Source organism: Pseudoalteromonas espejiana DSM 9414, assembly GCF_002221525.1.
GTDB classification, from domain to species: domain Bacteria; phylum Pseudomonadota; class Gammaproteobacteria; order Enterobacterales; family Alteromonadaceae; genus Pseudoalteromonas; species Pseudoalteromonas espejiana.
Genome location: NZ_CP011028.1, coordinates 203,533 through 215,878 on the forward strand (window position 1 = coordinate 203,533; position 12,346 = coordinate 215,878).

The window sequence follows — 12,346 nt, forward strand, 5'->3', positions numbered from 1 at the left end:
AAGTATAACAACAGCAGCGCATTAGCATATAGTTCAAAGGTAACAAAAAGTTACATTAAAAAAGCCTGCAATTTAGCAGGCTTAGTAAACAGGTTTATAATGATTAGCCAACGCTATTCATTTGCTCAATAAACTTGTTCGAATCGGCAATCGATTTATTCATGTCATTCATGAGTACTTGAATGTCGCGTTTAAGGTTAGTGAATTCACCTTTAATTGCCGCTACCGCTTGTGCGTTTAAGTTATGCTTTAAGTACAGTACGTTATCTTGTAAAGATGATAATACCGGCTCCATTTTGCTCTCGGCGCTGCGCATAGAGCGAAGCAACTGACTAAATTGGCGCTGTGTTGCAGCTAGCTTTTTGCTGCTTTCGCGTTTAAGTGAGGCACTTTTATATTGCTCTAACTCATCGCTCCACTCATCAAAAAGTGCTTCGGCTACGTCTTCTACTTTATTAATGTTGCTTGATACTTCGTTAGCCGCGGCTAAGCTCGACTCGTAATCGTCGTTAAGTTGGTTGTAGGCATCTTGTAACTCGCCCCCATCAAAATTAATTAAGGTTGTTAGGCGCTCAAGTGCTGATTGAAATTCTTCTTGCGACTCTTCTTGTGAGTCTTTGGTTTCTTCTACGCGGTCAATAAGAATGTCGCGCTTGTGTACACCTACTTTTTCCATTGCAGAATAATAAGCAGACTGACAACCCGACAAAGTAAGCGTAATGGCCAGTATTGAGGCGCTAAGTAATGTTTGTTTTTTCATTTGGATCCCTATTTACCAGTAAGTGCTGTAAATTGTGGTGCTGATTGTTATCATAATCAAAACTCGATTAGCACAAGTCAATTGTATGAATGATAAGCTCTCCCTTTATAAACAGCAAGCTATCTCCTTTTTGAAGCAGCAGCCAAGCTGGTGGATGCAATACGTTAACCGTTGTATTGACGATCAAATAACGGTAAATGCAGGCTACCTTGCTTACGTTACTTTGCTTTCGTTAGTGCCGCTAATAGCTGTAGGTGTGGCTATATTTTCTGCCTTTCCTGGGTTTGAGTCGACCCGCATAGCCATAGAAAGCTTTTTGTTTACTAACTTTGTGCCTACCTCGTCAGATGTGATTAAAGAGCATATAAGCTCCTTTGCAGGTAATGCCAACCAAATGACTGCGGTAGGTATTGGCTTTTTAGCAGCTATAGCCTTGCTGCTGATACGAAATGTTGATGCCACGCTTAATCGCATTTGGCGAATTAAGAAAAAACGCCCAATGATGATCTCTTTTGCAGTGTATTGGATGGTATTAAGCCTAGGCCCCGTACTACTTGGCGCAAGTATTGGTGTTACCTCCTATATTGTGTCGTTGGTTTCGTTTGCCGATCAGGGTATTCCTGGGTTTAGCGGCTTTTTGTTAAAGCTGGTGCCTTATGGTTTTTCAATGGTTGGCTTTTTAATGTTATATACCTTAGTGCCTAATACGCCTGTCTCTATTAGGGCTGCGATACCCGGCGCACTTTTTGCGGCTGTTTTATTTGAGCTGACTAAAAAAGGCTTTGCGCTTTATATAAGTCATTTTCCTTCGTACGAAGTGATTTATGGTGCTGTTGCGACCATACCTATTTTATTTGTGTGGGTGTATTTATCGTGGGTGGTGGTGTTATTAGGGGCTGAATTTACCGCCTGTATCAGCCCTAATCATGTGCCGCAAACACCAGAAATAGAGATAGACGATGAGCTAAAAACCGAGGAAACTAATTAAATGCAAGGGTTAATACAGCGTGTAAAACACGCAAAAGTAGAAGTTAATAACCAAGTTATTGGCCAAATAGAGCAGGGTATATTACTGCTTTTAGGTGTAGAAAAACCGGATGATGAGCAAGCAGCCGATAAGCTACTGCATAAGGTAAGTAATTACCGTATTTTTACCGACGAAAACGACAAAATGAACTTAAGCCTAAAAGATATTGGCGGTGAGTTATTAGTGGTGTCGCAATTTACTTTAGCGGCTAATACCAAAAAAGGCATGCGCCCAAGCTTTTCATCAGCAGCAACGCCAAGCCAGGCTAACGAGCTTTACGAGTACTTTGTAACGCAAGCTAAAGCGCTGGGTATTAGCGTGGCAACCGGTGAGTTTGGCGCCGATATGCAAGTGAGCCTGTGTAACGATGGACCTGTTACCTTTAACTTATCGGTTTAATTATCAGATTTAGTAACAATAACGATATGATTAACAAAGCCCGCTACTTTATGCGGGCTTACTTTTACCCCAAATACATTTAGCAATAACTGCTGCAATTGGATTAACTGCGACTCATGCTGCGATAAAAAGTTAATAAATAGCGTGCCACCAGCGTTGAGCGCATCATATATTTTTTGATAAAACGCGTGTTCAAACAAAAATCGTGGCGCGTCTAACTGGCTAAATAAATCAAGAATAATCCAGTCATTGTTATGTGCTTTTTTAAGTACATTTTGCGCGTCATCGCATACCACATTAGCTTGCTTTTCTATGGCAAAAAAATCGCTATAGCAGGCGATAATATCAGCGTTTTTTTCAACTGATGTTATTTGAATATGTGGATAGGTATGTTGTAAGTAATTACGTATGGCACCGCCGCCAAGGCCAAGCTCTAGTACACGCTTTGGCGCTGCTAAGGTTTGCCATTGTTTAGCCAAATAGGTTAAATGTGGAAATAGCAGGCGCTGAGGATTGTTAAGCTCTATTACCGATTGCAAAGTATCGTTAATCAGTAGCCAGCGTAGCTGTCCATACTGGCGAACCTGTATGTGATCGCCTGCGTATTTGTGCCAGTAAACAAGCTCACCAATAGCTTGGCTGCGGCTAATAAAGTGGCCAGTAATTACACCTGTTGAAGGGGCTATAAAGTCGCTCATAACATTTAGCATAAACCACATGGTGCTCTGGGTAAAATATAACTAAAATTGTAGTTAAGCCAAATTATTTAACCTAGTTAACGCTTAAAGTAGTGTTAAAGGTGGATTGAGTGTTCACACTTTAAATGAGTTATTTTACGCTCGCTTACCAAAGTCGTATTGGCAGTGTTTAAAAGATGGAGTATGGTATTTGCCATAATAATCCCAACCAACTTAATCTTTAATTTTTTAGTTTTTAATAACCAGAGTGTGGGTTAAAGAGTTATTCAGTTGGATTACATGCCGTAGCCTTTATTTTTACGGCAAAACAACAGGAGTATATATGTTTCAGGTAACTACACCGCAAAGCAGCGAAGACTGGCAAGCGTATTATCAATTACGCTGGGAAGTATTACGCGCCCCTTGGAATGAGCCGCGTGGCTCTGAACAAGACGATATGGAACAAGATTCTGAGCATCGCTTTATAAAAAATAAAGAAGGCGATGTATTGGGGGTTGCCCGTTTGCACTTTAATAACCATGAACAAGCGCAAGTGCGTTACATGGCCGTGGCTGAAGGTAACAGAAACCAACATATTGGTAGCCGTTTATTGCATGAGCTTGAAAAAATAGCATGGACTCAAAACGCAGGTGAACTGGTATTATTTGCTCGTGAGCGTGCACTTGAGTTTTATAAGCGTCACGGCTACGAGCTAAAAGAAAAAGCACATTTAGCGTATGGCGATGTACAACACTTCAAAATGGTAAAACAAAAACCAAGCGAGCCAGGCTGGTTTCGCCACCCTGATTGGACCCAAGTACTGCAAAATATTTGGCGTGAATCAATCCCAATTAGCGATGCAATGGGCATTAAAGTAGAAAGCTACACAGATTGGCAGTTTACAACGCGTGCTGATTTAGACGCTAATTTAAACCTACACAATACAATGTTTGCAGGTTCTATTTATAGTTTAGCAACCTTAACCGGTTGGGGGGCCACGTATTTAGCGTTAAAAGAGGCAGGGCTTGAAGGCAATATAGTGCTAGCTGATGCCAATATTAAATATTTAAAACCGCTAAATACCGACCCGCGCGGTTGTGTTGATATACATACCTGTAAAGGCAAATTAAGTGATTTAGAAACAAATGGTAAAGCAAGCTATATAGTGCCGGTAACCATTTTTGATGGCGACGATGTAGTGGCTGAATTTGAAGGGGTGTTTGCCGTTAAGAAATAATGGGCAATGCTTCACTAAAAAAGCCAAGCATTGTAATTAATGCTTGGCTTTTTTATGCGCTGATTTTATAACAAATCAGTTAATAATATACCTACACCTATACGCTCAATATCGGCGTTGTAATCAATCAGGCTTTCACCGTAGCCGTTAAAGTACTGAGCGTAACCACGTAAGCGCCCCCAGAGTGGGAATGACCAATCAAGTTGAATAGCACCACGATTATCTGAATTGAAGTTATTACGTGTCATAAAGCTAAACTCATGATCGTGAAAACGGTACGCGCCGCTAAATTCAAAGTAACCCATGTATTTATAAATATCAGGGTTGTCATCGCCATCGGCTTCTAATGGGTCTTCTTTTTCATCTTCAGCAATGCGGTACCAAGGCTTAAAGCTAAACACAAAGCCTTCATTTTCCCAAATGAAATCGGCGTAAATACGGTTCCACGAACGAGAGTTAGGTTGGCTTCGGCCATTAGACTGGTGTGAAATACCCAGTGCAATTGCCATTTCATCGCCCCAAAGTACGTTCTCTTGATCTAGGTAATTTACCCAAAATATTTCTGGCTCGTAATTGGTTTCACGAAACGGAGATGAAATCTCTGAATTATAAATTTGCCAATATGACTGCAGTGTAAAACCAAAAAAGATGGCTTGATCGTCATCAGCAAAATCATCGTAAAGCGGCACTTTAATAGACAGCTGATATTTGGCTTCTAGGTTATCAAGTGGTTCGCCATTTTCTTCATCTGTTAGCTCGTCAAAGCCATCAAATGGGCGATCGTTTGGATGCGATACATACGACAGCGGCAAAATGTAGTTACGTTTATGTGGCGTAATTACGTTGCGATTCTTTTTGCTTACTTCTTCGCGGGCTTTTCGTTTATCAAGTGCGGTTAGTTGTTTGTTTTCCTCAAGCGCTGAACATTTTTTACGAAGATCGTCTAGGGTTTGCTTTCCATCGCCGCCAATGACTTCGTTTAAAATACATTGCTTAACAAGCTCTATATCGTTGTCTTGTTCGTTTTCTTTTACCTCTTCTTGGGCAAAAGAGGGGGTACTAAGTAAAGCCGTGAGTGCAATCCAATAACGCCAGCTCATTGTTTATTCCTTTGAGGGTAGGGTAGATTTATAAATTATAACGTGTTTTTACATATGTAACGGTGAACTTTCACTGAATTTACACTTATTTCATTACTCTACGTTTACACTATTATCACAGATCAAAAAAAAGCGGCATAAAGCCGCTTTTTTAGTAAGTTAAGTAACTTACTCTCACGCAATGAGAAGGGGGAGCTACAACAATATGTGTTATAGCTCAAATACGTTGGTAAAAAACTTATAAAGCTCAGTACCTTGGTTTACGCTTGCCGAGGCAAAATGCAAAATAGCGATAGCATCGCAATCGAGGCTAAGCGTTTGTAATGGTTGCTCACTCAAGTAGCGCTCCATACGCAAAACATGTGCAATAGGCTCGCCTGCTTTAATATGTCCACCTAGTGGGGCTACATATTCAACCATGCCGCCAATAGGGGCGTAGTAAGCAAAGTAGTCATCTAAATGGCATGCGTAGCGGGTTATATTGCTTGGCTTATGTGGTGCGTCTTCTAATACATTTTTGTGATTCAAATAGCTTAATATGCTATTTGCATCGTTAAGTGCTTCTGTTAAATCTATTTTTTCTTGGCTACCTAGCTCAACCGTAAAGGCTTCTACTTGTACGTTAAAGTCCCTGCCTTGTGCGCCAAGTGCATCACTTAGGTGCCACCATGGGCAAAAGCTTGCTTCATCCATGGCGCCATCAAAGTCGCTTGGGATAAGCAGTACATGTTCAATGTTAAAATAACGGGCGCTGTCGGTTGCATACGTTGGGCAATATAAGTGCTTGCTTGAAATAGGCCCTGTGTGTAAATCAAGGACTATGTCGGCTTGGTGCGCAAGCTTTTGTAGATTAAGCGCAATACGTTTACCCGTATTAAGTAAATAAGCTGGGCCGTTAAGTTTGGTGTCTATTTCATCAATCAGGGCTTGTTTAAAGTTATTTTTTAAAGCGGCATCGTCGTACTGGCTATGATCTTTGGCAAACTGGGTCACTAAATTATTGTTGTAGTGATACATGCGGTTCCAGTTAGTGCCAGTAATCGGGTCGAATCGTCCAAGGGTAAATTCCCCTGATTTTTGATTGCAGCCAATAGGGTTAGCATAAGGTACTAAGGTAATGTCGCCTTTTAGATTGAGCTGTTTTAATTGCTCTAACAGCTGAAAAATAACCGCGTTACCTTGTACTTCAGCGCCGTGCATGTTTGCTTGAATATAAACGCTTGGCCCGCTGCCATTGCCTTTTAAGCGGTACACAGGAATAGTGAGTGGTAAGCCGTTTGCCACTTCTCCTACTACAATGTTCTCTTGGCTGATTGGTGTTGTTATGCTCATGTTTATTACCTTAAATAGTGGCTGGCATCTTCGGCTTGGCGTACGCAGGTGAGCTCACCATTTTGTAAAACGTATTCTGCTGCCAGCTCATGGCATAAAAAATACGGCATGCTTTCGGTAAAACCATAGGCGCCACATTGGCTAAATACCAGCCAGTCTTGCTCGTTTAAATCGCTTGGTAGGGTGTGCTCGCCTAAGCAATCAAGGGCCGTACATAACGGGCCATATAGGCTCATTGCCTGTTTTGGTGCAGTTGATTCACGCAATAACGCCGCAGGAAAATCTTGGCTTGTAACAGCAGGGCGTAATAAGTGGTTAATGCCACCGGTTAAAATAACTTGCTGTTGGCCGTAGTTTTGTTTGCACTCGACTACGGGGTTGGCGTAGTGGCCGCATTCGCCTACAGCGTAGCGACCAAGCTCCATCCATAACTCATCTACACCCGCGTCATGTTTTATTTTGGCAAGCGCGGCTATAAGGCCATCCCATTCAAGTGTTGCATCGCTTGATGTATAAGGGATACCTAAACCGCCCCCTAAATCTAAAATTTTCAGGTTTATATTTAAGTTATTAGCAAGGGCTGTAAGCGGTGCAATCATTTGCGACCACAGCTCGCTTAGCTTTTGTGTGCTAAGCATGTTGCCCCACTGAAAAATATGTAGGCCGTCAAAGCTAAGGGCTGAGTAATCGGCGGTATTCAGTGCTTGCCACTCATCGCAGCCAAGCCCAAACGGAGTTAGGCTGTCGCCGCCTAGTGGGTTTTTTTCACCTTCTGGCCAGCGTAGTTGCACACGCAATAAAACTTGCAGCTGCGTATTTTGCAGCTGCGCTTGTTGGTTTAACCAACGTACTTGATTGAGGCTTTCGGCAACAAATATGCGCACACCGCGCTCAATAAAGTGTTTAATTTGTTTAGGGCTCTTTGCAGGCCCTGTGTTGAGCACGCGCTGCGAACTAATACCTTGTGCAAGTACTTGTTCAAGTTCACCTTTACTTGCTACGTCAAAGTTAAAGCCTGCGCTATCTAAGCTTTGAATAACCTTAGAAAGCGGATTCGCTTTTACTGCATACCAAAGTTTTACATCGGTTTGCGCAACTAAACGCGTAAGGTGTGCGTTTAGTTTATCTAAGTCGTAAACAAAAAAAGGGGTATCAAGTTGCTGTGTAAGCGTATTAACAGCGGTTTTGATTGGCGTGCTCAAAAAGCTCATTATCGTAAAACCTCTTCTAGCAATAATGATGCATCGCTTTGTTCGTCGCGGTATTTAACAATTAGCGCGCACGACATGCTTAAGCCTTGCTCACGTGCCCATTCGTTAGACGCCGGGCGAGAGCCAGGTATTACAATTGCGTATTCTGGGATTGGCTCGCCTTTATCAAGCTGACGCTCATTAACGCAGTCGTATACCGGAATGGTTGCAGATAAACGTACGCCAGGTGCCAGCACTGCGCCTTTTTTAATAACTACGCCTTCAACAATCACACAACCTGCGCCAATAAAGGCATCGTCTTCAACTACTACTGGGCTTGCACCAATTGGCTCAAGTACACCGCCAAGTTGAACGGCTGCGCTCAAATGTACGTTTTTACCTACTTGCGCACACGAGCCTACTAATGCGTGGCTATCAACCATAGTGCCTTCGTCGATGTATGCGCCAATGTTTACGTACGCTGGTGGCATAATAATAGTGCCTTTAGCTACGTATGCACCACGGCGAACACTTGAACCGCCTGGTACCATACGCACGCCATCGTCAGTACTAAACTCTTGTGGTGCAAGGTTGTGTTTATCTACAAAACCACCTGCAAACTCAGTGTTAGTGCCATTTTTAAAGGCTTCTAAAATGCCTTGTTTTACTTCTACGTTAGCTTCCCATTGGCCGCTTTCGTTTTGTGATGCTGCGCGTACTGCGCCCGATTCTAAATTATTTAGTAGTTCTAACCAGCTCATTATAAAAACCTGTATTTAATGCCAAGATAAAATGGTGTCGTTTGCAGTGGTAATGCAATCGGTTTGCGTTAACTCAAGGTGTGTTAAAGGTGGGCGCAGCAACGGGCTACTTAAGCGGCCTTGTTGGTGCATTAACACTTTAACGGGAATAGGGTTTGCTACAGTAAAAAGGCTATTAATAGCGCGAGTCCACTGAGCAAATAAATTGGGGTGTTGGCCACTTAGGCTGCGTTTTACAAACTCGTGCGTTTGTTTTGGCCACGCGTTTGCCGCAACCGATACTAAGCCTTTTGCGCCAGCTTGCGCGAAATAGGGCATAAGTGCATCGTCGCCGCTGTATAGTGCTAAATTAGGCGCGGCTTGTCGGTATGCTTCAAATTGGGTGATGTTGCCACTGGCTTCTTTTAACGCCCAAAGCTTTGGATGCGCCTGTAAATTTTCGATGGTTTGCACCGGAATACTTACACCGCTTCTGCCTGGTACGTTGTATAACATACATGGGTGCGCGCTTTCGTTTAATAAGCTTTCGTACCAATGAGTTTGACCTACAGCGCCTGGTTTTGCATAAAGCGGCGAGCCTAGTAAATAACTGTGAATAGGTAATTGGTTACAGTAGCTAACCCATTCTTTTTGTTGGGCTAAATTACTACCGCCCACAGCAACCATAAGCGGCACACTGGGCTTTAATTGGCACACGTGCTCAACAATGGCTTGTTGCTCTTTAAGTGTAAGCGCTAAGCCTTCACCTGTACTACCAAGTAGCAAAATACCGTTTTGCGCAGCTTCTTGTTCACTAACGAGAGTTGTGAGTGTGTCGTAGTCAACATTACCTTGTTGATCAAACGGCGTTACAAGCGCTGTCCACAGTGCGTAGTCGTCTAAATTGAAGTTGTTGATCATCTCTTACGAACCTATAAGGTGTTCGAGATATTAAAGGGGCTTTATGATGTGAGCCTCATTAACGTCGTTCGAACAGTATTCGAAGAGCGAATGGGCTTAAAATAATAGGGCGCACGGCCTTATTATTTAAGACCAGAAGCTCTCCACCAAACTAATAAGCTGCTTTAAAGCTGCTATTGGTGACAGTCGCTAGGATTCAACCTAGTCGCCCGAAGTAATTGCTTCGCAAAAGCGTTTACCTCTCGGCGGTATTCCCCTGGCGTATGCTCACTGGAGTTTGCGCTCCTAACATACGCTACCTGAATAACGCACCTCTTCTAGCCCTTTGTATTTTGTTTTAACGCTAAGGCTTTAACAAAATACAATTTAAATAGGGTAATTGCGGCGATTAAAACATTTTAGCCGTCTAGGTGTCAAGCTGCTAAATATAGATTAGCTCATCGAAAATAGCGGTGGTTACGTATTGGCTGCTTTTCTCGTACACTAACCCTATGAGCAGCGAGGTATTTAATAAGTATGGAAAAATTTAGTGATATTTATAAGCGAGCGGTAGAGCGAAAAGGCTCTGAAAAAATGCTTAAGTTATTACTCGCAAAACCTTTATCTAAAAAAGCGTTAAGCACGTTAAGTGACGACGATTGGCTTGAAGAATTTACCCGAAAAGTTTTTCAAAGTGGCTTTTATTGGTCAGTAATAAACAGCAAATGGCCGGGCTTTAGAGAGGTCTTTTGGGAATTCAGCGTTGATAAGTTATTAATGATGCCGCCCGATATGCTAGAGCAAAAAGCAACGGATGATCGCATTATTCGTAATTATAAAAAAGTGAAAACGATTCCTGAAAATGCCTACATGATCCACGAAATAGCACAGGAACACGGCAGTTTTAGCAAGTTTATTGCTCAGTGGCCAACAGATAATATTATCGGTTTGTGGGCACATTTAAAAAAACACGGCGCTCGTTTAGGTGGAAATACTGGCCCCTATGCCTTAAGAGCGCTAGGTAAGGATACATTTTTACTTTCGCGCGATGTAGAAAGTTACCTAAGAGCGCATAAAATAATTGATGGCGGGCTGCAAACTAAAAAATCACTCACTGCTGCGCAGGCATTTTTTAATGAAATGCAAAAGCAAAGTGGTTTAAGCATGCAAGAGTTAAGTTTAATTGTGGCCTACGGGGTGGGTGACAATCGCGTAGGTATAAGCCAACAAGCAGAGGATTAATGATGAAACTAGTGCCAAGATACACAGACATAGCAGATAACTTCGCAATAGAGGATCAACCCTCAAGTGTTGCTACCCCGCAATTGCTGCTGTGGAACGCATCGTTAGCTAAGCAGTTTAATATAGATATTGAGCCGCAACTGCGTGCTAGTACCTTTGCAGGCAATGAACCACAGCAAATAAAGGCGGTAGCGCTTGGTTATTCTGGGCACCAGTTTGGGCACTTTTCACCACGCTTGGGTGATGGGCGAGCACATTTGCTCGGTGCTATAAGTGACGATAAAAACCAGCTATGGGATATTCAATTAAAAGGCTCAGGCGCTACGCCTTATTCTAGAGGAGGCGATGGGCGGTGTGCACTAGGTCCTGCTATTCGCGAATATATTATGAGCGAAGCAATGCATGGCTTAGGTATTAAAACCACGCGTTGCTTGGCTGTGGTTGGCACCGGCGAAGCTGTATATCGTAATCCGCCGCAACCTGGCGCAATTGTTACTCGCCTAGCAAGTAGTCATATTCGAGTTGGCTCATTTCAATATTTAGCAACCCAAGGGGATACTGAGGGGCTTAAAAAGCTTGCCGATACAGCCATTGAGCGCCATTACCCTGAAATTAACACAACCGGGCCTGAGCGTTACATAGCCTTTTTAGATGCGGTGATAAAAAGCCAATTAGACTTAATAATTAGCTGGATGAGAGTCGGATTTATTCATGGTGTGATGAACACCGACAACACGCTAGTAAGTGGTGAAACCATCGATTATGGCCCGTGTGCGATGATGAATGTATTTGATTTTGATACCGTATTTAGCTCTATTGATAAACAAGGACGTTATGCATTTGGTAATCAACCAAACATAGCGAGCTGGAACTGCGCTCGTTTAGCTGAGAGTTTAATAGCGCTCATTAATGATGACGACGAGCAAGCCGTAAACTTAATGACGCCCATAATCAGCCAGTTCTCAACGCTTTTTAACGAGCAGTACAATCAAATGTGGGCGCAAAAATTAGGTTTAGCGGGTCAGAATGAAGACGATGTGGAACTTGTCAGTAAGTTACTCCTGTTATTTCAAGAGCATAAACTTGACTATACTAATACCTTTGATGCGTTAACCGAATCCCTTAATGGTGATGAGCTACCAGAGGAATTAACGCAGTGGGCAAACGCGTGGCAAAAAAGGTGCGATGAAAATAGCTATAACGTAATGCGAGCTGCCAACCCACGGGCTATACCGCGTAATCACATCGTTGAAGAAATACTTGCGCAATATAATCAACATGGCGAAAGCGAGCTGTTAAGCGACTTCTTAACGGTAATGAGTAATCCATATGATAAAACACCTAACTTAACCCGCTTTCAAGAGGCTGGCTTAAATGACCCGCGCTATCAGACTTTTTGCGGTACTTAAGTATTGTAATAAATTGTAAGTTTTTGATTATAAATGGTCATTTTTATAAATTAGAGTGTACAATGATTGAGCAGTTACAAGCGTGGTGATATTCTTCGCGTTCATAAAAAGTAACTATTTATAAATTAACATAAATTATTAATTGCTGATTAGGTAAAAATTTTTACTTAACCTACAATTGTTGGTTGGAATGCCTGTAGATCGTTGAAAAAATTTATAATCTTTATTTTTCGTTAAGTATCGATTAACAAAAGCTCGGGTAGTGTGTACAAAACTGGTTGAGCTAGTATCGATTAGCTACAATTTTTTAAGTTGTTAAAATGGGAAGAAAAC

At 42.3% G+C, this 12,346-nt stretch carries 12 protein-coding genes and 1 riboswitch; of the genes, 5 read left to right on the forward strand and 7 right to left on the reverse strand.

Annotated features, from left to right (window positions below):
• Positions 1 to 103: 103 nt before the first annotated feature.
• On the reverse strand, positions 104 to 760 hold the full coding sequence (locus PESP_RS01010) for a DUF2959 domain-containing protein (RefSeq protein WP_089346373.1): 657 nt from the start codon (positions 758 to 760) through the stop codon (positions 104 to 106).
• Between the two features lie 85 nt (positions 761 to 845).
• Between PESP_RS01010 and PESP_RS01015 the strand changes: the two genes are divergently transcribed.
• On the forward strand, positions 846 to 1,748 hold the full coding sequence (locus tag PESP_RS01015) for a virulence factor BrkB family protein (protein WP_089346374.1): 903 nt from the start codon (positions 846 to 848) through the stop codon (positions 1,746 to 1,748).
• Positions 1,749 to 2,186, forward strand: a complete 438-nt coding sequence (dtd, locus tag PESP_RS01020; RefSeq protein ID WP_089346375.1) for a D-aminoacyl-tRNA deacylase — start codon at positions 1,749 to 1,751, stop codon at positions 2,184 to 2,186.
• Here the strand turns inward: dtd and PESP_RS01025 are convergent.
• Positions 2,183 to 2,896, reverse strand: a complete 714-nt coding sequence (locus PESP_RS01025) for a spermidine synthase (protein ID WP_089349064.1) — start codon at positions 2,894 to 2,896, stop codon at positions 2,183 to 2,185. The two genes, dtd and PESP_RS01025, sit on opposite strands and share 4 nt — an antisense overlap.
• 310 nt (positions 2,897 to 3,206) lie before the next feature.
• Here PESP_RS01025 and PESP_RS01030 point away from each other — a divergent pair, with 310 nt between their 5' ends.
• Entirely contained in the window at positions 3,207 to 4,100 is an 894-nt protein-coding gene (locus tag PESP_RS01030) for a bifunctional GNAT family N-acetyltransferase/hotdog fold thioesterase (protein WP_089346376.1), read from the forward strand.
• Between the two features lie 65 nt (positions 4,101 to 4,165).
• Here the strand turns inward: PESP_RS01030 and PESP_RS01035 are convergent, their stop codons facing one another.
• The 5 genes from PESP_RS01035 to dapA form a co-directional block, all read right to left on the reverse strand.
• Positions 4,166 to 5,200: a phospholipase A gene (locus tag PESP_RS01035; protein ID WP_089346377.1), complete on the reverse strand. Its 1,035-nt coding sequence runs from the start codon at positions 5,198 to 5,200 to the stop codon at positions 4,166 to 4,168.
• A 210-nt stretch (positions 5,201 to 5,410) separates the two neighbouring features.
• Complete coding sequence (locus PESP_RS01040) at positions 5,411 to 6,532, reverse strand: succinylglutamate desuccinylase/aspartoacylase family protein (RefSeq protein WP_089346378.1); 1,122 nt, start codon at positions 6,530 to 6,532, stop codon at positions 5,411 to 5,413.
• Positions 6,533 to 6,537: 5 nt separating this feature from the next.
• Complete coding sequence (locus tag PESP_RS01045) at positions 6,538 to 7,743, reverse strand: PLP-dependent decarboxylase (protein WP_089346379.1); 1,206 nt, start codon at positions 7,741 to 7,743, stop codon at positions 6,538 to 6,540.
• Positions 7,743 to 8,483: a 2,3,4,5-tetrahydropyridine-2,6-dicarboxylate N-succinyltransferase gene (locus PESP_RS01050; RefSeq protein ID WP_089346380.1), complete on the reverse strand. Its 741-nt coding sequence runs from the start codon at positions 8,481 to 8,483 to the stop codon at positions 7,743 to 7,745. The genes PESP_RS01045 and PESP_RS01050 overlap by 1 nt, the downstream gene beginning before the upstream one ends.
• Before the next feature lie 15 nt (positions 8,484 to 8,498).
• Positions 8,499 to 9,383, reverse strand: coding sequence for a 4-hydroxy-tetrahydrodipicolinate synthase (gene dapA, locus PESP_RS01055; protein WP_089346381.1), 885 nt, complete (start codon positions 9,381 to 9,383; stop codon positions 8,499 to 8,501).
• A gap of 128 nt (positions 9,384 to 9,511) precedes the next feature.
• Positions 9,512 to 9,708, reverse strand: a riboswitch (Lysine riboswitch).
• Between the two features lie 191 nt (positions 9,709 to 9,899).
• Here dapA and PESP_RS01060 point away from each other — a divergent pair.
• Together PESP_RS01060 and PESP_RS01065 are read left to right on the forward strand one after the other, a co-directional pair.
• Entirely contained in the window at positions 9,900 to 10,604 is a 705-nt protein-coding gene (locus PESP_RS01060; protein ID WP_089346382.1) for a DNA-3-methyladenine glycosylase I, read from the forward strand.
• A gap of 2 nt (positions 10,605 to 10,606) precedes the next feature.
• The gene (locus tag PESP_RS01065) at positions 10,607 to 12,013 is read left to right on the forward strand and encodes a protein adenylyltransferase SelO (RefSeq protein ID WP_089346383.1); all 1,407 of its coding nucleotides are present in this window, start codon (positions 10,607 to 10,609) and stop codon (positions 12,011 to 12,013) included.
• Positions 12,014 to 12,346 lie beyond the last annotated feature (333 nt).